The sequence below is a fragment of the Agrobacterium sp. GW821-FHT14E08 genome (assembly GCF_058803865.1).
In genome coordinates, this window is record NZ_JBXAPJ010000008.1 from 49,056 (window position 1) to 67,740 (window position 18,685).

Genomic DNA, 18,685 nt, shown 5'->3' on the forward strand with positions numbered 1-18,685 from the left:
TATAAAAAGAAATCAATATTTTAAATTGTACTTCCAGACGCCTTCCAGCGTCTTTTCACGCCACATCAACAAAACATCAGCGCCACAATGGGCATCCGTCCACACGCTTGAAATGTCTTTATTTTCGGCAAATTAGCGGTCAATACGCCGCTAAAGACGTTCGCATGCGCAAAACATGTGCTGCGCCGCTATAAAAATGCGCTGCATTGCGCAAATTCTAGCAAAATAGCATTTTCAGCATAAAATCCCGTTGACGATTTGAGAGATAATGGTAGCAATTGACATCATTGCCGCGTGAGGAGGAGATACTCGGCTATGGGTGACGTTTTTACAGGCGACTGGGGGGAGCGTTATGTCGCGCTCGCCGATCCGCGCTCCGGTCCGATTGGAACATCGGCGCTTTCGCGGGCGGGGCTGTTTTTGTGCGGCATGTCCACCTGTGTCGATGCACGGGTCGACATGCACAATATGCAGCCGCTTCTTAATGCTCCAGCCGAAACGCCGGCGGGTCAATTCGCCGCCATGTTGCTGGCACGCGCCGCAAAGGGTATCGGCGGCGAAGTACGCGCCGACTGGGTGGACGGCCCGCAATGGCTGCGCGACCATCTGGATGTTCGCTACGCGCTGGGCGGCACCGGGCCGCAGGCCGCCTGGGTGCTTTCGCGGCTCGGCGTCGCGTCTCTGGTGGCGCTGGAGGATCGCCATGAGCAACAGCTTCGCCAGATCCCGCCGGGCGTTTTATTGGCCGAGGGCAACGCGCTCAAAACCGCGGCGGAAGTGACGCCGACAGAACGGCATATCCCTGAAATATTCATCTTCGAATTCACGGCGGGCAAACCAATCGGTGCGCTCACCCCCAATCGTTCGACACGCATCATCGTGCGTTTCTGTGATCGCGGTATCCAGCATGATACGGCATTCGAGGCGGTATCACGAAAGCGCGCCTCCACCGCCGCTGCCGGTCTTCTGTCCGGCCTCAACGACGAGGCCGGGGAAAATGTCGGCGACGCCGCCCGCCATGTCTTTGCGCTCAGCCGCGACTGGATGGATGCGGGCTTGAAGACGGTGCATTTCGAGCTTGCCGGTTACGCGTCGCAGGACGCCGTGCGCGAGCTGCTCGATCAGGCCAGGGGCGCAATCAGTTCACTCGGCATGAGCCATTCGGAACTGCTGGCAATGGATGGCACCGCCCAGCATCCAATGGAGGCGCTGACCGCTCTTGGGGACAGGCTGAATGTCGACCGCGTCTGCGTGCATGCCGACACCTGGGCAGCCGCTGTGACACGCAACGACCCCGACGAGGAGGAACTGGCGCTGATGGCCGGATGCGCTATCGCCAGCGCCCGGGCTGCCAATGGGGAGCCGGCAAACACCATCCGTACCGATGCGCTGGCGCAGTTTCATTCGTTACCCTTCGACAATCGCGTGCGGAAAGGCCGTTGGACCTTTGTTGCCTGCGCCTCGCCCTATGTTGAAAAGCCCGCTACCACGCTTGGCCTCGGCGACAGTTTCACGGCCGGGTGCCTTCTTGTTCTCGGAAATCCCGGCGTCGCGACCGCCCCCGCCGCCCTCAAACAGGCCTGAAGGAAAAACGATGTTTCTCGAACGATTTCGTCTGGATGGAAAAACTGCCTTCATCACCGGCGGCGGGCGCGGCATCGGCCTTGCGACGGCGCAAGCGCTGGCGGAAGCAGGCGCGCATGTCATCATTTCCGACATGAATGCCGAGGTGCTGGAGGCGGGCCTCTCGGAACTGAAGGCACAAGGCCATTCGGCGGATGCCATGCAGCTGGATGTAACGGATGCGAAAGCCGTCGCCGAGGCCGCGCGGGCCGCCAACGACCGCTTTGGCGCCGTCGACATCCTGATTGCCAATGCCGGCATCGCCTGGCCGGACACGCCGGGCGAAGAGATGAGCGACGAGGTTTGGCTGAAGGTGGTGGATGTCGATCTCAACGGCGCTTACTGGTCATGCCGTGAATTCGCCCGGCCGATGCTGGCGCGGGGACACGGCTCCATCGTCACCCTCGGTTCGATGTCTGGACTGATCTCCAACAAGCCGCAGCGGCAGGTGCATTACAACACGGCCAAGGCCGCCGTTCACCACATGACGCGCTGCCTTGCGGGCGAATGGGCTGAGCGCGGCGTTCGGGTCAATTGCGTTGCGCCCACCTATGTCGACACCGTCATGTCGCGCGGCGGCTTTTCAGATGAAACGCTGATGCCGGTCTGGATGGAGATGACGCCGATGAAGCGCGTCGCAAGGCCCGATGAGATCGCCGCGCCCATCCTGTTTCTGGCTTCGGACGCCGCCAGCGCCATGACGGGCACAATCGTTGCGGTGGATTGCGGATACACGATTTGGTAGAGCTTGACGGACATTGGAGAGAATCGGCGCGTTTTTGCGGGCCGAAAACTGGGTGATTGCATGGAGTCTTCGAGCAAGCGTGTTGATATGGTTCCCGCCAAAAGACGGGCGCTCATTCTGGAGCACCTGCGCATTAATGGCGCGGCGGGTATTCAGGAGCTCGCGGATACGATCGGCGGATCGCAATCGACCGTGCGGCGTGATCTCGAGCATCTGGTGGAAAAGGGCTATCTCGAGCGCACCCACGGCGGCGCGCATCTGCTGCAGCCGATGCGTGCGACCTTCGAACGGGAGATGACGGTCAACGCCGCGCTTCAGCACGCGGAAAAGGTTGCGATAGGCCGCGAGGCGGCGGAGCGGCTGAGTGCCGGCGACAGCGTCATCTTCGACAGCTCCTCGACGGTTATGGAGGCGGTGCGGGCCGCTGCCGAACGCGACCTTCCGTTGACGGTGGTGACCAACAGCCTGCAGATCGCCGACTTCGCCGCCGACATCAAATCCTGGCGCACCATCCTGCCGGGCGGCACGGTGCGGCCGGGGCACCGCCATCTTGCTGGCGAGCCGGGGGAAAGCTTCATCAAAACGCTGCATGCCGATATCTGTATGACGGGGGCTTCGGCCGTTACCGGCACGCTGCTGACGGAAACCTCGCTGGAAGTGGCCTCGCTCAAGCGCGCCATGATCGCCGCGGCCCGCAAGACCGTGCTTCTGGTCGACAGCTCGAAATTCGCAGCGCCCGGTTTCTGCACGCTTTCGGATATTTCGCAGATAGATGAGGTCATCACCGATAATGGCATTTCGCAGGATGCGATGACCTCGCTCAAAGCTACGGAGTGCAAGGTGACGCTGGTTTCGCCCGCTGCCCCTGCGCCATTGACCTGACGAACCGCCATTTCCATCGCCAAATTCACTGTGCTGCCTCGGCGTTCGTCGACTGCGGTTGCGAATGTGCATTTTGACGTGCGGCAAACAGGTGAAGCGAGCGCATGGCCCGCCGGAGCTCCTCGTCCGCCGCAAGCCGGCGATATTCGGCATAAAGCGTCTCGTATTTTTTGAAATGGTGCATGTTCGGCACAAATTCGCGAAGGCTGCGCGCACCGAGCCTTTCAGCGCCTTCGGCAAAAGAGCCGACGATCCCGGCCGCCACCGCCGCATGGATTGCCGCGCCGAGCGCCGTCGGGTTCTCCACGTCAGGAACCTCGATCGTACGTCCGAACACATCCGCCATGGTCTGCACCAGAAACGGATTGCTCCGGGCCAGACCGCTCGTCATCACGATGCGGCTGATCGGCACGCCGCCCGCTATAGCCATGTCCAGAATGGATCGCGTGCCGAAACACAGCGCCTCGATCAGCGCCCGGTAGATTCCGGCCGAGGTCGATTTCAGGCTGAGGCCAACCAGCAATCCCGACAGCATGGAGTCGGCCAGCGGAATGCGGTTTCCCGCAAACCAGTCTAGCGCCAGCACACCGCCCTCGCCCGGACTGACCGCCTGCGCCGCCTCATTGTGCAGGGTGAAGTTGCGGGAAAGGTCTTCATCGCGCGGAAAAGTCTTCACATACCAGGCCAACATGTCGCCGAACGCCGCCTGCCCCGCCTCGTAACACCACAGATCCGGCAGGGCGGCACCGAAAGCAGCCCCTTCGAGCCCTTGTGGCAGACCGCGTCCCTCGCCGTCCAGAATGAGAAAACCGGCAGAGGTCCCGAGCGCGCCGACAAAAACACCGGGACAGACGGCGCCGACCGCAGGCAGCACGACATGGCTGTCGATAACCGAAACCGCAACGACGGCGTCACCTGTAATCCCGGTACGGCGACGCCACTCCGGCGTCAGGGAGCCAGCGGGACTGCCGACCTGAAGCGGTTTTGAAAGACGCTCCGCAAGCCCCGGCACCACGTCTTGCGGATAGCCGCTTTCCCGGGAGAACTGCGCCTTGTAGGAGGCGAAGTCGAGGCTTCGCGCCTCCTTGCCGGTAAGTTGCCAGACCAGCCAGTCTCCCGCCTCGATGAAGCGCCCGGTTTCGGCCCACAATGCGGGTGCTTCAGCGCGCATTTGCGCCGCCTTGGCAAGCATCCATTCGCCGGAGAGCTTTCCGCCGAAGTTTCCAAGGTAATCACCGCCCAGAGCATTGATCGCATCGGCATGAGCCTGCGCCGAGTGTTTCCAGAGCTTCACATAGGCATGCGGTTCATCCGGATAAAGCACTGAAAGCGCCGTGCCGTCGGCGCGTGCAGGCATCGGGGAAGACGCGGTGAAATCGATACCTATCCCCGCAATGTTGCGGCCCTTGCCGAGCGCCGACAGAATGATCTCGGCGGCTTCCGTGTAATCGTCTGCGACCTGGAGCACGAAATTGGCGGGCAGGCTTTGACCGCGCAGCGAATGCGTCAGAATGCCGTTGCGATACGGATGGACATGGTGGCCTTCCTGCGCGCCGGTGCGGGCATTGACGAGAATGCCGCGCGCCGATTCCGAACCGAAATCCATGCCGATCATATAGGTATCGGTCATGCTCTCACGCCCCCTCGCGACTGCTGGCAAATATGGTGTGGGCATCATTCAGGGGCATGGGATCTCGCAATTGGGTGGGACTGGAACACTGCCATTCTTCACATTGTCGGACTGGCAGCGGCTTGGGCGCGCCGGCCCGGCGGATCGAGATCGGCGGCAGCCATGGCGCCGGTCATGATCGCCACGGCATCTGACATGGTGACGTCTCCCGGACTGACGACAGCCGCCCGCCTGCCGAGCCTGTGGATATGGATACGGTCAGCGATTTCAAACACATGCGGCATGTTGTGGCTGATAAGGACGATCGACAGGCCCTTGTCGCGAATGCTAAGGATCATGTCGAGAACCTTGCGGGATTCCTTGACCCCGAGAGCTGCGGTCGGCTCATCAAGAATGACGACGCGCCCACCGAACGCACAGGCACGGGCGACGGCAATGCCCTGCCGCTGCCCGCCGGACAGCGTTTCGACGCTCTGGTGAATATCCTGCACCGTCATCAGACCGAGGTTCGACAGATGTCGCCGCGCTTCGCTCGCCATGCGGGCGCGATCGAGCAGCCGAAACACCGATCCGTTGACGCCGGGCACGCGTATTTCACGTCCCAGGAACAGATTGTCTGCGATCGAAAGCGCCGGTGAGAGCGCAAGGTTCTGAAACACCGTTTCGATGCCGGCGGAGCGCGCATCCATCGGCGTTCTGAAATCGACGCGCTTGCCTTCCAGCCGGATTTCACCGCTGTCGGGGATAATCGCGCCGGCAAGCGCCTTGATGAGGGTGGATTTTCCGGCACCGTTGTCACCGATCACGGCGAGAATTTCGCCGCGGCGCAATTCGAAATCCGCACCGTTGAGGGCAACGACATTGCCGTATCGCTTGGTCAGGCCGCGCCCTTCGAGCGCAAGTTCGCGCGTCATGTCGAAACCCTCCGGATCCACTGGTCGACGCCGACGGCCGCCACGATCAGAATGCCCACCGAAAATTCCTGCCACAGCGCATCGAGACCGGCGAGCGCGAGGCCGTTGCGAAAGACCCCGACGATCAGGGCACCGATCAAGGTACCGACGATGGTGCCACGCCCGCCGAACAGCGATGTTCCGCCGATCACCGCCGCGGTGATCGAATCCAGATTGGCGGTCGATCCGGAGGTCGGGCTGATTGCACCGACACGGCCGATCAACGCCCAGGCGCCGATGGCGGAGATGAGACCCGCACAGGCATAAACGGCCAGCAGCACGCGGCGCGTATCGATGCCCGCAAGCGCCGCCGCATCCGGGTCGTCACCCGTTGCATAGACATGGCGGCCGAAGGCCGTGCGGTTGAGCACGTACCAGGCGAGAGCGGCAAGAGCCAGCATCAGCACGGTGCCGAGCGTGATCCGCGCGCCACCGAATTGCATCGCGGCTCCCATCCATTGCAGGATCGGTGCGACCTCAGCCACTTCCTGGCTGCGGATGGTCTGGCTGCCGGAATACCAGAGGTTCAGCGCACCAAAAACGCTCCAGCTCCCGAGGGTGACGATGAAAGGCGGAAGACGCACATAGGTGATGAGAAACCCGTTGATGAGGCCGCAGCCCAGCCCGCCGCCAAGGCCGATAAGGAAGGCAAGTTCCGGTGGCAACCCGGCCGTAACGGCAAGGCGACCCATGAGCGTCGAAGTCAATACCATGATGGCGCCAACCGACAGGTCGATGCCCGCCGTCAGGATCACCAGCGTCTGGGCGATGCCGATAATGCCGATGATGGTGACCTGCTGGAGGATGAGCGAAAGATTGAAAGGCTGAAAGAACCGGGAGCCGACAACAATGGAAAAGACCGCGATGCTGGCTGCCAGCACGATGAACGGCACCACTGTCGGATTGCCGTGCAGGAAGCGTTGCAGCCTGCGAAGCGGGTTCGTGTCCTGATCCTCGAATACGGCGTGCGATGTCTCGCTTCCTGTCAGACCGGTCTCAAAGCCTGTCGGACCCGCCGAAGCATGTTTGCTGGGTTCATTCATGGAGATACACCCTTCGCAGGTCTGCGGCATCAGCCCGGATACCGGATCGCCTGCCGGAAAATGCGATGCACAGATTCAACACGGTTTAGCGCCTTTTTTCACATCCACGGGGACATGCGGCGTTCTGTTACGGTAAAGTTTGCAAGACATGGCCGTTTGGTTTCCGGGCCGAAAAGCCATGCCTTGCTCCCGGGAGTTGTCCGGAAGGACACAAATCTTGCCGGGAATGACGCCCCGCAGGCAGAGAGAGGACGGGGCGTCAAAGCCACTCAACCCCAGCAGGCCTTCAGAGCCTCGTCGGAGGTGATCGATTCAACGCCGGCGACAGGCTTGTCGGTGACGAGCGTGACGCCGGTGTTGAAGAACGGCAGGCCGGGGCTTGCCTGAGGCTTCTTGCCGGATTTCACATATTCGACGATCGCCTCAACACCGAGAGACGCCATCTTCAATGGATATTGCATCGAGGTCGCGCCGATGACACCCGCCTTGACGTTTTTGACGCCGGGGCAGCCGCCATCCACGGAAGTGATTATGACCGAGTCCTGCTTGCCCGTTGCCTTCAACGCTTCATAAGCGCCAGCGGCGGTCGGCTCGTTGATGGTGTAAACGACAGACAGATCGCTGTCTTTCTGAAGAAGGGTTTCCATGCCGGTGCGGCCGCCCTCTTCCGATCCCTGCCCCCACTGGTGACCTACGATGCGCGCGTCATCTTCATCGAGGTAACGCGTCACATCCTTGGGATCGATACCGAAGCCTTTCATGAAGCCCTGGTCGCGGGCGACATCCACCGTCGGCTGGTTTTCGAGCGCATCGATAAAGGCGACCTTGGCCTTGGAAGCATCGGCGACCGTCTTGGCAGCCCAGGAGCCAATCAGCTCACCAGCCTTGAAGTTGTCTGTGGCAAAGGTCGCGTCTGCGGCATCGGCAGGTTCCAGTGGCGTATCGAGCGCGATGACGAGGATACCTGCCTTGCGGGCCTGCTCGACCACCGGCACCACAGCCTTGGTGTCGCTCGCCACCATCAGAATGCCCTTTGCGCCGGCGGAGATCAGGTTTTCCACAGCGGCAACCTGACTTTCATTGTCACCGTCGAACTTGCCGGCAAAACTCTGGATCTTCACGCCGCCGAGTTCCTTGGCCTTCGACGTCGCGCCTTCGCGGATCTTGGCGAAAAACGGATTGGCTTCGGTTTTGGTGATGACGCCGATGAGGATGTCCTCGGCCTGTGCGCTCACGGGAACAAAGGCCAGGCTCACACCAAAAGCGAGCGCTGCAGGACCGAGACGTCTGGACATGGCAAAATTGCCCGCAGAAGCGGGTTTTACAAAAAACTTCATGTGAAATCCTCCCAGATTGCCAAGCGCTCCCTCCCGTTCGGAGGACATAATCGGTCTTGGCGCGATTATTACTGACCGCGATTATGCATACTGTCAACATTATCTGTTTATTGTTTTGTATTTTTTTATACATATATCATGTTCAAGATTGCAAATTCAGGAATATGTCTGGATTTTGTGCGAAATCCTGGCAGGCAGCCTCGCAAATCGCTCGGCCGCGTGCCAGACACTCGGAGACGCTCTGAGGAACGGGAACTGGCAATGGCAAGCACAACCTCCGGACAAGGGTCTACGGCTCGCGAATGGCAAGGCGATCTCAACGCGATCAAGGCAAGCGCGGCGCTCTTGTCGCTTGTCGGATCGGGTCGCGCCCGTTCGCGCAGCGCCCTGACCGAACTTTCCGGCCTCTCGCGGGCGACCGTACACCAGAAGCTCGCGAGCCTGATCGATGCGGGGTTGATCCGCGAGACAGAGGAAACGCTTCCGAGCGGCGGACGCCCGACACGCGCCCTTGATCTGAACCGCGACTTTGCTGTCGTCCTCTCTGCCGACATCGGCGAGCAGCATATCCGCGTCGCCGTCACCGACCTGCAGCCGCGAATCCTGACGGAAATCTCGGAAACATTCGATATTCTGCGCGGCCCCGCTGTGGTTCTCAACTGGATCGAAGAGCAGTTCGAGGTGCTTTTAGCGAAGATTGGCAAAACAACCGGCGACGTGCTGGGCATCGGCATTGGCCTGCCTGCCCCTGTCGATTACGCCAACGGCCGGGTCGTCGGTCCTTCCGTAATGGTCGGATGGGACAATTTCGAAATCAGGCAACATCTTGAAGAAAGATTCGGTGTTCCCGTCTACGCCGAAAACGACGTAAACCTTCTGGCCTTGAGCGACCATCGGCAACGACGGACGAATGTCAGCGAGATGGTGTTCGTCAAGGTCGGGACGGGCATCGGCAGCGGCATCATCACCGAAGGCCGCCTTTATCGCGGCGCCCAGGGCGCGGCGGGCGATATCGGCCATATCCAGTTCGCGCGCGAACCCGCACCGCTCTGCCGCTGCGGCAAGATCGGCTGCGTCGAAGCGCGCGCCGCCGGCTGGGCGATTGCACGCGAGTTGCGCAAAGAGGGCATCGAGGCGCATACCGCCCGCGATGTGACCCGGCTGGTCGAATTTGGCCAACCGCTTGCCATTCACCTCATCAGGGAATCCGGCCGTATTCTCGGCGAGGTCATGACGAGCCTCGTCAGCATCCTGAACCCGCAGATGATCGTAATCGGCGGGACACTGGCCATCGCCAACGACCACCTTCTCGCCGGCATACGCGAGCTGGTCTACAAACGCTCGCTTCCTCTGGCGACCAGGGAGCTGGAACTGGTGATCTCGCCCCCGGACCCCGACGCGGGCATCATGGGCGCTGCGATCCTCGTGGTTGAGGAACAGATGAAGGCACAGAACGTCGAAATGGTGATCCTGCGTCATAGTGCACGCCCAGCGCTCTAGTGAACGAGAAACCGTGCGCCGTTACGCGCTCAACAACGGTGGCTCGCACAGCAGGACTTGCCCGATTGGCCGGCGCCGGGAAACCGGTGCTGAAAAACTCTCGACCATATGACCACAGCCGATCAGCGTGATTACCGCTAAGAGCGGAAATCTCTCGCTTGCACTTTATGGCAGCTTCCTTCGAAGAAACACAGACGGTCGCGATCACCGCGCAGCCGAAGGCTGCGCTCTGCTAACCGAGACAGCGCCTACGAAACGGGTTTGAGCGCTCAACCGCTTCGATTGCCCTGCCGCCCCCGACATGAACGATATCGCTCATATTTCACTAGCAAAGCGCATTGCAGCATCGAATTGGTGCCCTGCAAAATACATTATACCTACTTTTATGGCCTCTTTTGTCATATTGGTGTCATCCAAGGCCGATAGATAACGCTCACAAATGAACGAGAAGCATCACAACATGAACGAGATCCAGCCAATACCGACACAAGCAGAAGGCAGGCAGGCCAAGATCGTCGAGCTTCTGCGTGAGCAGAACTTCGTTGACCTCAAAACCCTGACTGAGCGTTTTGACATATCTGTGGCGACCGCTCGTCGCGATCTGGTCGAGCTTGAGGAGTCGGGATTTCTTCGCAGAACTCACGGCGGCGCAGTCGGGCTCAACCAGGTAGCGCAAGATGCGACGAACTCTGCTCGTCTGGTGTGGAAGCAGGCTGAAAAAGCTGCAATTGCTGCCACCGTTGTCGGAATGATTTCGGATGGAGACACGATCCTGCTCGATGCGGGCACCACCGCGCTGGAAGTCGCGAAAATGCTCGCGGGTCGAAAGAACCTCACGATCATCTCGAACGGCCTCGACATCGTTGCCGAGCTGACGCGCCAGGGTGATCACAAGATTTATTCTGTTGGCGGTGAATACACCGACACGAACCATTCCTTCCGCGGACCGCTGGCAGAGCAGTTCATCCGGCAGTTCAACGTCGACAAGCTCATCTTGAATGCGGCGTCGATCGACGTCGACCGCGGTCTCGTCTGTACCGTTGAACCCGTCAACGCAAGCATCGCGAAGGTCATGATCGAGGTCTCACGCCGGACGATTGTCGTTGCCGATCATTCGAAGCTCACAAAGAGCAGCCTGTCCGTTGTCGGCAAGATCGAAGATATCGGCATCGTTGTCACCGACGGCGGCTCGAAAACCATCATCGACGCGGCGCCAGAGAAGCTGCGCAAAAAGTTCGTCATCGCGACGTGAACCTTCCTTTCCACGTAGATCTTGCCAAGCAGGGGACCTTAGATGCTTTCGACCAGCCGCAGAAAATTCATCATCGGTGCAAGCGTTGCGGCGCTGGCATCGACCACCAGCATGAAGTTTGCATTTGCCCAGGAGCGTCGTGAGCTCCGGATCGGTGTCAACGGGCTGCCAGCCACGCTGGAGCCGGTCAATGCGATCAGCAATGTCGGACCGCGCATCGTCAACCAGATCTACGACACGCTCATCGCCCGCGATTTTTTCGGGAACGATGCGCCGGGAACAGGCCTCGGTCTGATGCCGTCACTGGCTGAAAGCTGGGAACGCATCGACGACAGGTCCGTGCGCTTCAAGCTGCGCCAGAAGGTCATGTTCCACAACGGCGCCGAAATGACTGCTGATGACGTCGCCTACACATTCTCATCCGAGCGCCTGTGGGGTCCTGAAGCAATCAAGACCATTCCGCTTGGTGGCTCCTATTCGCTCGACTTCGACGAGCCCGTTATCGAGGACAAATACACTGTCGTTCTGCGCACGAAAACGCCGAGCTATCTGACGGAGACGTATGTTACCTCCTGGATGGGCCGCATCGTCCCGAAGGACTATTATAAGAGCCTTGGCACTGTCGGTTTCGGCAGCAAGCCAATCGGAACTGGCCCGTATAAATTCGTCGAGATGATCGCTGGCGACCGCGTGGTTCTCGAACCGAACGACGACTACTGGGGTATCAAGCCCACTGCCTCAAAGATCACCTACCAGCTTGTCGCCGAGCCGGCCGCCCGTGTTGCCGGTCTGATCAGCGGTGAATATGATATCGTCACCACCCTCACGCCCGACGATATGGAACTCATCAACGGTTATTCCGACCTGGAAACACGCGGAAAGGTCGTTGAGAATTTCCACATGTTCACCTTCAACATGAACCAGAAGGTGTTCCAGTCGAAGACGCTCCGCCGCGCCCTCGCGCTAGCGGTCAACCGCCCGATCATGGTCGAATCGCTCTGGAAGAGCAAAGCCTCGATCCCTCATGGCTTCAACTTCCCGAACTACGGTGAGTCTTTCGATCCAAACCGCAAGGCGATGGAATACAACGTCGAGGAAGCCAGGCGCCTGGTCAAGGAAAGTGGCTACGACGGCACCCCCATCACTTACCACACGATGGGCAATTACTACGCCAATGCCGTTCCCGCGCTCATGATGATGATCGAGATGTGGAAGCAGATCGGCGTCACGGTGGTTCCGAAAGTATTCGCTCCCGGCGCCGCACCGAAAGACCAGGACAGCTACATCCGCAATTGGTCGAACGGCCAGTGGATGACTGACGCCTGGGCGACCATGGTTTGCGAATTTGGTCCCAAAGGCCAGGTACAGAAGCGTTGGGGCTGGAAGGCTCCGGCCGAGTTCAACGAACTCTGCACCAAGGTTTCCCAGATGCCGAATGGCAAGGAACGCTTCGACGCCTGGAGCCGCATGCGCGACATCTTCGAGGAAGAAGCGCCGGCCGTCATTCTTTACCAGCCGTTCGACGTCTACGCGGCGCGCAAGAATGTCCAGTGGAAGCCCATCAGCTTCGAAATGATGGAATTTCGCAACAACCTCAGCTTCAGCTGATCACAACACGCTGCCTCGGCGATGCGCATCCGTGCGCATCGCCCCAAGGAGATCAAAGAATGCCAAAGCTCTTGACCGTTCGCGACCTGGTCGTCGAAGTCCCGGCACGCAATACCAAAATCATTGATGGGATCAGCTTCAGTGTGGATGCCGGTGAGACCCTCGGTCTTGTTGGGGAGTCCGGTTGCGGCAAGAGCATGACCTGTTACGCCGTCGCGGGCATGTTGCCGCGCGGAATCGCCCGCACCGGTGGCTCCATCGAGTTCGAACGTGATGCGACGAAATCCGGCAAGGTCGCTGATCCGACGATCGCAATGATATTCCAGGACCCAACCAGCAGCCTGAACCCGGTTCATACAATAGGCCGCTACCTTGAATCGGCGCTCTATCGCCATCAGGGGCTGAAAGGCAACGATGCCCGGCTGGAAGCCATGCGGCTTCTCGAGCGCGTCGGTATCGACCGCGCCGCAAGCCGTCTGCGCGCCTACCCCCATCAATTCTCCGGCGGCATGAACCAGCGCGTCATGATCGCACATGCACTCGCGGCAAAGCCTCAATTGCTGATCGCCGACGAACCGACGACTGCGCTCGATGTCACGATGCAGGCGCAGATCCTCCACCTCCTCGAAGAGTTGAAGGCCGAGACTGGCATGGCCCTGATGATCGTTTCCCACGATCTCGGGGTGATCGCGCGTCTCGCTGACAAGGCAGCAGTCATGTATTGCGGCAAGATCATCGAGACGGCTCCAATTGCGGAGCTGCTTGCGCGGCCCGCTCATCCATATGCCCGCGCTTTGATCGACTGTATGCCGAGCATCGATCCCGCCGATCTTGAGCCACCGATCCCAATCCCGGGTTCTGTTCCTCTTCTCGAGAACCTGCCTGATGGCTGTTACTTCCATCCGCGCTGTCCGCGCGTGGCCGGGGAATGTGTGGCTCGCTTCCCTGCTCCCTCCAGCATCGGCCTGTCCCACGAAGCTTCCTGCTATCATCCGGTGGTCGCATGATGACGCCACTGCTTCAAACAAGCGATCTGACGAAGGCTTACAGGCACAAGACTGGTTTCTTCACCAGGCCGACGCAGCAGCTCGCCGCGAACCACATCAGTTTCGAGCTGTCGGGTCGGGAACGCATCGGTGTTGTTGGCGAATCCGGTAGCGGCAAGTCGACACTTGGCCGACTGCTCCTCGGTCTGACACCCCCGACCAGCGGTGATGTATGGTTTGACGGCGTAAACCACAAAGACCGGACAAAGGCGGACTGGAAGAATTTCCGTGTTCGCACCTCCCTCGTGCAGCAGAACCCGCTCGCGGCGCTTAATCCGCAAATGACGATCGGCCAGCAGGTCGCCGAAGGCCTGATCGTTCATCATGTCTGTGGTCGGGAAGAGGCCTATCGGCGGGCAGCCGCGATGCTGGAACGTGTCGGCCTCTCCGGAGCGATGATGAACCGCTACCCGCACCAGATGTCAGGCGGTCAGCGCCAGCGCGTCGTCATCGCACGCGCGCTGATCCTTGATCCGAAGCTGGTCGTTTTTGACGAGGCTGTTTCGGCGCTCGATGTCTCGGTGCAGGCCCAGGTGGTGGCACTTCTGCGTGAGCTCTGGCAGGAGATGGATCTCGCTTACGTCTTCATCACCCATGATTTGAGGATCGTTCACCATCTCGTCGATCGTATCGCCGTCATGTATCTCGGCCGCATTGTCGAGACAGGCGACATCAAGACGGTCTATCAAAATCCGCGGCATCCCTACACGCGGGCACTCCTGGCTTCCGTGCCGACCATGGATCCCAGGGTTCGAAATATCGAACCGCCGATCAAAGGCGAACTCGATGCCAGCAATGCGTCAAAGGGTTGCGCGTTTCGGGCACGCTGTCCGTTTGCAATCGACCGATGTGTCAGTGAAACGCCGGCCTTGCGACTGGTCGGGAACCAGCAAGCTGCCTGCCATCGTGCAGAGGAGATTGACCGTCAAGCCGTCCCGGCGGCTGATGTCGTCGTGAAGAAGGAGTTGGCCATATGACCAGCTTCATTTTCGCCCGCGTCATACGTGCCATCGTCGTTCTCGTGTTCACGGTTACCATCGTTTTCGTCATCCTGCGCTTGAGCGGTGATCCCGCGCAGTCGATGTTGTCGGATAATGCCGGGCCGGAGGCACTTGCCGCATTCAACGAGAAGTGGGGTCTCGACCGCTCTATCCCGGAACAATATCTCTACTATGTCGCCAATGCATTCCATGGCGACTTCGGGACATCATTCGCAGATGGCCGAGAGGTGTTCGACGTTATCAGCGAGCGAATCCCTAAAACCCTGCTGTTGACGGTTTCGGCTTTTTTCCTGAGCCTCCTGATCGGAATTCCCGTCGGAATTATTGCGGCTATGCGTCGTGAATCTGCTGTCGACAAAGGCGTGATGGCCGGTGCTGTTCTCGGCTACAGCATTCCAAACTTCCTGCTCGGTCTGGTCTTCGTCTTCGTGTTTGCAGTGTGGCTTCGGGTGCTGCCGAGTTCCGGCAGCTCAACCTGGAACCATGCCATCCTGCCCATAGCAACCTTCGCGCTGTTCAACGCTGCGGCCGTGGCGCGGTTCATGCGCTCCACGTTGATCGACGTGCTCGGTCAGCCGTATATCGCGGCAGCTCGTGCGGATGGCATACCGAATTGGGACGTCATCTTGCGTCACGCCCTTCCGAATGCAGCAATCCCGATGGTGACGACACTCGGCTTCGTCGCAGGCGGTCTGCTTGGCGGATCCGCACTCATAGAGCCGGTATTCTCGTGGCCAGGTCTCGGAAGTGGGTTCGTCAATGCGACGAGCACCGGTGATCTACCCGTCGTACAGGCCATGATCATCCTCTTTACTGCGTTCATGGTGGCCATCAACCTCACCGTCGATGTTCTCTATGCGGTTCTCAATCCGAAAATCAGGAAGCACTGACATGGCATCGGTCACCTCCTCCAATCCCGCACCAATCTCCGTGCTGGCCCCGTTCCGCAAAATGCCGGCAAGCATAACTCTATGCTGCCTCTGGATTGCGATCGTCGTCATCGTCGGCGTAACGGCACGCTGGATTTCGCCCTTCGACTACCTGAGCCAGGATCCGATCGCGCGGTTTGCCAGGCCATTCCTGTCGGCCGAGCACTTTCTTGGAACCGACTATCTCGGTCGCGACGTGGTCAGCAATCTGCTCGTCGCGACACAGATGACGCTGATGATCGCGCTGGTCGGTTCCGTCATTTGCGCCATCATGGGGACCACGCTCGGCCTGCTGGCGGCCCATTTCGGTGGCTGGGTGGATAACACCATCATGGGCTTCGCCGACGCCATGGCGTCGGTTCCTTTCATCGTCATTGCTCTCGGCGTTCTGGCGCTGCTTGGTTCCAGCCCAATTCTCTTCGTGTTCCTTGTCGGTTTCGCCAGCTGGGAACGTTATGCGCGACTGACGCGCGGCCTAGTCCTGAGCGCCAAGGAGGAAGGCTATGCCGAAGCTGCGCGTATCGTCGGCGTGCCGCCGATGCGCATCTATCTGCGCCACATGCTCCCCAACATCGCTGGGCCCCTTATCGTTCAGTTCACCGTGAACTTTCCAGAAATCATCCTTCTGGAAAGTGGCTTGAGTTTCCTCGGTCTTGGCATTCAAGCTCCGGAAACGAGCCTTGGGCTGATGGTCGCTGACGGCCGCAACTATCTCGCGATCGCATGGTGGATCGCCGCATTCCCCGGCGCCGTGATTGTCCTGACGACGCTCTCCATCAGCCTGCTTGGCGACTATCTGCGCGATCGCTTCGACGCGCGCCTCCGTTAACTCAGAAGGAAAAGACTATGAATCCGCTTCGAATGACGATTGAAAACATGCGCATCGGTGGCCACCGCGGCCACAGCGCCGGCGCCCCGGAAAATACGCTGGTCGCGTTTCGCAAGGCTTTCGAGTATGGCGGCCCGCTTACGACCTGCGAGACCGACCTCTCCATCACCAGCGATGGCGAGCTCGTTCTGATGCACGACAAGACGGTTGATCGCACGACGAATGGCCACGGCATCGTCCAGAAAATGACCTATGCTGAGCTGGCGAAGCTTGATGCCGGCAGCTGGTTCAGTGACGAGTTTTCAGGTGAGCAGGTGCCGCGACTGCGTGATGCGCTGATACTCGCACGAGAGCTTGGCATCATCTATCAGCTAGAACTCAAGATCTACGACCAGAACGACGTGTTTTTCCCGAAGCTGCGCGCATTGATCGATGAGCTTGGTGCCGCCGACCTGTTGCAGTTCTCTTCCTTCGATTATGTGCAGCTGAGGGACGTCAAGAAAGCCATCCCGGAGGTTCCGACAGTCGGCCTGATGCACTCCCGCCTCATCGATCCTGCGTCGCTTGCTCGCCAGGCCAATCTCGATGCCGTGAATATCGAAGTCTATCATTTCGCCAGCGGCGAGGCGCGCCAGCTGCATGAAGGGGGCTTCGCGGCCTTCTGCTATCTGCCAGCCGGACACCATGAGAAATTGATGACGTATGGCGTGGACGTCGAATCTCAACTTGTCCAGTGGGTCCGTGAAGGTCAGCTCGATCAGCTTCTCGGTGACGATGTCGCACAGATCGCACGGTTGCGGGATCAGGCGCGTGGATAAGGTAAACACAACAGTCTCTTCGGATCAGGCGCGCATTGTCGAGAGCATTGCGCGGGAAGCTGGAAACCTGGCTCTACACCACTTCAAAAAGCTGGCCACCCTGCCGGTCGAGAAGAAGGGGCACCTCGACCTGGTCACCGAAGCCGACAAGCAGGTCGAAGCCCTGATTATCGAGAGGCTTCGTCAAGCTTTTCCAGATGATGGGGTATTCGGAGAAGAGGGCGGCGAGATCACCGGCACTTCGGGTCGCATCTGGGTCATCGATCCGATTGACGGGACGTTCAACTATGTCCGCGGCGCCCAGAACTGGGCTGTCTCAATCGGGCTTTTCGAGAACCGGCGTCCCGCCTTTGGCGTTATTTTCGCTCCTGCACGCGACCTTCTGTTGATCGGTGGTCACGCCGTCGTACCGCAGCTCAATGGAAAGCCTCTCGGTCCCCTGCCCGCGCTCGACATGTCTCGTGCCTCGACAGGCTTCAGCATTCATCCATCGGTCTCGACGGCTGACAGGCTGGAGGTCATCCGGTTCATCTCGGATGACCTGCGCATAAGCTTCCGCTTCACGGGGTCCGCAACGCTCTCGCTGATCGAAGTGATGATGGGTGAGACAGATGGGTACGTTTCTGTCGGTGACTCCACATGGGACGTCATGGCGGCATTGCCAATCCTCGCGGGACTTGGCGTCACTCACACGATCGATTGGGATAATACGGAACTACCGCAGAAACTTCGTTTCGTCTGCGGCTCCAAGGAGTTTCTCAATCGAGTAAAGCCGGTGCTGAACAACCTTTCGGCGGCTGCCTGACCCTCAATCGCCTTTTACCAACGGGCGCCGCGCAAGCCGGTGCGACGCTCCTCACAATCAGACAAAACCTTCAAGCATCTCGTCAGTCAGGCCGCTGAATAATCGAGATATTCAGCACTCTTGATCCACCAATCCTATAGCGGACGTGCATGACAGGAGTGTGAAAGGCTATCGACTTGGCACACAAAACTACCGAAGTTTCAGCACCAGTAGACGACAAGCTGCCGAAGGGCGATGTCAGGACGCAATATGCTGCAATTTGCTTTCGACGCGTGCCTGAGCAAGACGGAGCGATCGAAGTCCTGCTGATAACGAGCAGAGACAGCGGCCGTTGGGTCGTCCCAAAGGGATGGCCTATGGGGAAGAAGAAGCCCCACCAAGTTGCCTGCACCGAGGCCTGGGAGGAGGCCGGAGTGAGAGGCCGTGTCCAGAAAAAGGCATGGGGTCACTACACCTATCTTAAGAGGCTGGATGACGGAAATCTTGTCCCTGCGATGGTCCAGGTTCACTTGCTCGATGTGCAAGGGCTCGAGAGCGATTATCCCGAAAAGGACGAACGCAGACTGAGCTGGTTCACGCCGGCGGACGCAGCCTCTTCCGTCAGGGAACCGGAGCTTCGTTGCTTGATCTCAAAACTTGAAACCCTGGCGTTGCCGGCCACGTATCAGCGCTCCGAGCCGTAAA

The 18,685-nt window shown here is 59.5% G+C and carries 17 protein-coding genes; 13 read left to right on the forward strand and 4 right to left on the reverse strand.

Features of this window, described 5'->3' with window-relative positions:
- Positions 1 to 315 precede the first annotated feature (315 nt).
- The 3 genes from AC1ROR_RS22745 to AC1ROR_RS22755 are packed head-to-tail and all read left to right on the forward strand — an operon-like array spanning position 316 to position 3,250.
- Complete coding sequence (locus tag AC1ROR_RS22745) at positions 316 to 1,584, forward strand: ADP-dependent glucokinase/phosphofructokinase (RefSeq protein ID WP_498590826.1); 1,269 nt, start codon at positions 316 to 318, stop codon at positions 1,582 to 1,584.
- Between the two features lie 10 nt (positions 1,585 to 1,594).
- Positions 1,595 to 2,368: an SDR family NAD(P)-dependent oxidoreductase gene (locus AC1ROR_RS22750; RefSeq protein WP_142172241.1), complete on the forward strand. Its 774-nt coding sequence runs from the start codon at positions 1,595 to 1,597 to the stop codon at positions 2,366 to 2,368.
- A 60-nt stretch (positions 2,369 to 2,428) separates the two neighbouring features.
- Entirely contained in the window at positions 2,429 to 3,250 is an 822-nt protein-coding gene (locus tag AC1ROR_RS22755; RefSeq protein ID WP_020008978.1) for a DeoR/GlpR family DNA-binding transcription regulator, read from the forward strand.
- A 25-nt stretch (positions 3,251 to 3,275) separates the two neighbouring features.
- On the opposite strand, the gene AC1ROR_RS22760 is transcribed toward AC1ROR_RS22755, so the two are convergent.
- From AC1ROR_RS22760 to AC1ROR_RS22775, 4 genes are all read right to left on the reverse strand, one after another.
- On the reverse strand, positions 3,276 to 4,880 hold the full coding sequence (locus AC1ROR_RS22760; RefSeq protein WP_498590827.1) for an FGGY-family carbohydrate kinase: 1,605 nt from the start codon (positions 4,878 to 4,880) through the stop codon (positions 3,276 to 3,278).
- 98 nt (positions 4,881 to 4,978) lie between these two features.
- Complete coding sequence (locus AC1ROR_RS22765; protein WP_498590828.1) at positions 4,979 to 5,794, reverse strand: ATP-binding cassette domain-containing protein; 816 nt, start codon at positions 5,792 to 5,794, stop codon at positions 4,979 to 4,981.
- Positions 5,791 to 6,876 (reverse strand): ABC transporter permease, encoded by a 1,086-nt coding sequence (locus tag AC1ROR_RS22770; RefSeq protein WP_498590829.1) that lies wholly within the window; start codon positions 6,874 to 6,876, stop codon positions 5,791 to 5,793. The genes AC1ROR_RS22765 and AC1ROR_RS22770 overlap by 4 nt, the downstream gene beginning before the upstream one ends.
- A 269-nt stretch (positions 6,877 to 7,145) precedes the next feature.
- A complete protein-coding gene (locus AC1ROR_RS22775; RefSeq protein WP_498590886.1) occupies positions 7,146 to 8,171 on the reverse strand; it encodes a substrate-binding domain-containing protein in 1,026 nt (341 codons plus the stop codon).
- Between the two features lie 303 nt (positions 8,172 to 8,474).
- Here AC1ROR_RS22775 and AC1ROR_RS22780 point away from each other — a divergent pair, with 303 nt between their 5' ends.
- From AC1ROR_RS22780 to AC1ROR_RS22825, 10 genes are all read left to right on the forward strand, one after another.
- Positions 8,475 to 9,713, forward strand: coding sequence for an ROK family transcriptional regulator (locus AC1ROR_RS22780; RefSeq protein WP_498590830.1), 1,239 nt, complete (start codon positions 8,475 to 8,477; stop codon positions 9,711 to 9,713).
- Between the two features lie 460 nt (positions 9,714 to 10,173).
- A complete protein-coding gene (locus AC1ROR_RS22785) occupies positions 10,174 to 10,965 on the forward strand; it encodes a DeoR/GlpR family DNA-binding transcription regulator (RefSeq protein ID WP_498590831.1) in 792 nt (263 codons plus the stop codon).
- Between the two features lie 42 nt (positions 10,966 to 11,007).
- Positions 11,008 to 12,573, forward strand: a complete 1,566-nt coding sequence (locus tag AC1ROR_RS22790) for an ABC transporter substrate-binding protein (RefSeq protein ID WP_498590832.1) — start codon at positions 11,008 to 11,010, stop codon at positions 12,571 to 12,573.
- A 59-nt stretch (positions 12,574 to 12,632) separates the two neighbouring features.
- Positions 12,633 to 13,580: an ABC transporter ATP-binding protein gene (locus tag AC1ROR_RS22795; RefSeq protein ID WP_498590833.1), complete on the forward strand. Its 948-nt coding sequence runs from the start codon at positions 12,633 to 12,635 to the stop codon at positions 13,578 to 13,580.
- Positions 13,577 to 14,596 (forward strand): oligopeptide/dipeptide ABC transporter ATP-binding protein, encoded by a 1,020-nt coding sequence (locus tag AC1ROR_RS22800; RefSeq protein WP_498590834.1) that lies wholly within the window; start codon positions 13,577 to 13,579, stop codon positions 14,594 to 14,596. The genes AC1ROR_RS22795 and AC1ROR_RS22800 overlap by 4 nt, the downstream gene beginning before the upstream one ends.
- A complete protein-coding gene (locus AC1ROR_RS22805; protein WP_035225349.1) occupies positions 14,593 to 15,510 on the forward strand; it encodes an ABC transporter permease in 918 nt (305 codons plus the stop codon). Before AC1ROR_RS22800 ends, AC1ROR_RS22805 begins: the two co-directional genes overlap by 4 nt.
- Before the next feature lies 1 nt (position 15,511).
- Positions 15,512 to 16,378, forward strand: coding sequence for an ABC transporter permease (locus AC1ROR_RS22810; protein WP_035225350.1), 867 nt, complete (start codon positions 15,512 to 15,514; stop codon positions 16,376 to 16,378).
- Between the two features lie 17 nt (positions 16,379 to 16,395).
- The gene (locus AC1ROR_RS22815) at positions 16,396 to 17,196 is read left to right on the forward strand and encodes a glycerophosphodiester phosphodiesterase (RefSeq protein ID WP_498590835.1); all 801 of its coding nucleotides are present in this window, start codon (positions 16,396 to 16,398) and stop codon (positions 17,194 to 17,196) included.
- On the forward strand, positions 17,189 to 18,001 hold the full coding sequence (locus AC1ROR_RS22820) for an inositol monophosphatase family protein (protein WP_498590836.1): 813 nt from the start codon (positions 17,189 to 17,191) through the stop codon (positions 17,999 to 18,001). The genes AC1ROR_RS22815 and AC1ROR_RS22820 overlap by 8 nt, the downstream gene beginning before the upstream one ends.
- A gap of 356 nt (positions 18,002 to 18,357) precedes the next feature.
- Positions 18,358 to 18,684: an NUDIX hydrolase gene (locus tag AC1ROR_RS22825; protein ID WP_498590837.1), complete on the forward strand. Its 327-nt coding sequence runs from the start codon at positions 18,358 to 18,360 to the stop codon at positions 18,682 to 18,684.
- The last annotated feature ends 1 nt before the right edge of the window (position 18,685 follow it).

Coding starts and splice junctions, on each gene's coding strand:
- AC1ROR_RS22770 (WP_498590829.1), bottom strand. CDS start 6,876: ATGAATGAACCCAGCAAACATGCTTCGGCGGGTCCGACAGGCTTTGAG.
- AC1ROR_RS22765 (WP_498590828.1), bottom strand. CDS start 5,794: ATGACGCGCGAACTTGCGCTCGAAGGGCGCGGCCTGACCAAGCGATAC.
- AC1ROR_RS22795 (WP_498590833.1), top strand. CDS start 12,633: ATGCCAAAGCTCTTGACCGTTCGCGACCTGGTCGTCGAAGTCCCGGCA.
- AC1ROR_RS22790 (WP_498590832.1), top strand. CDS start 11,008: ATGCTTTCGACCAGCCGCAGAAAATTCATCATCGGTGCAAGCGTTGCG.
- AC1ROR_RS22750 (WP_142172241.1), top strand. CDS start 1,595: ATGTTTCTCGAACGATTTCGTCTGGATGGAAAAACTGCCTTCATCACC.
- AC1ROR_RS22815 (WP_498590835.1), top strand. CDS start 16,396: ATGAATCCGCTTCGAATGACGATTGAAAACATGCGCATCGGTGGCCAC.
- AC1ROR_RS22775 (WP_498590886.1), bottom strand. CDS start 8,171: ATGTCCAGACGTCTCGGTCCTGCAGCGCTCGCTTTTGGTGTGAGCCTG.
- AC1ROR_RS22800 (WP_498590834.1), top strand. CDS start 13,577: ATGATGACGCCACTGCTTCAAACAAGCGATCTGACGAAGGCTTACAGG.
- AC1ROR_RS22805 (WP_035225349.1), top strand. CDS start 14,593: ATGACCAGCTTCATTTTCGCCCGCGTCATACGTGCCATCGTCGTTCTC.
- AC1ROR_RS22785 (WP_498590831.1), top strand. CDS start 10,174: ATGAACGAGATCCAGCCAATACCGACACAAGCAGAAGGCAGGCAGGCC.
- AC1ROR_RS22755 (WP_020008978.1), top strand. CDS start 2,429: ATGGAGTCTTCGAGCAAGCGTGTTGATATGGTTCCCGCCAAAAGACGG.
- AC1ROR_RS22760 (WP_498590827.1), bottom strand. CDS start 4,880: ATGACCGATACCTATATGATCGGCATGGATTTCGGTTCGGAATCGGCG.
- AC1ROR_RS22780 (WP_498590830.1), top strand. CDS start 8,475: ATGGCAAGCACAACCTCCGGACAAGGGTCTACGGCTCGCGAATGGCAA.
- AC1ROR_RS22745 (WP_498590826.1), top strand. CDS start 316: ATGGGTGACGTTTTTACAGGCGACTGGGGGGAGCGTTATGTCGCGCTC.
- AC1ROR_RS22825 (WP_498590837.1), top strand. CDS start 18,358: ATGGGGAAGAAGAAGCCCCACCAAGTTGCCTGCACCGAGGCCTGGGAG.
- AC1ROR_RS22810 (WP_035225350.1), top strand. CDS start 15,512: ATGGCATCGGTCACCTCCTCCAATCCCGCACCAATCTCCGTGCTGGCC.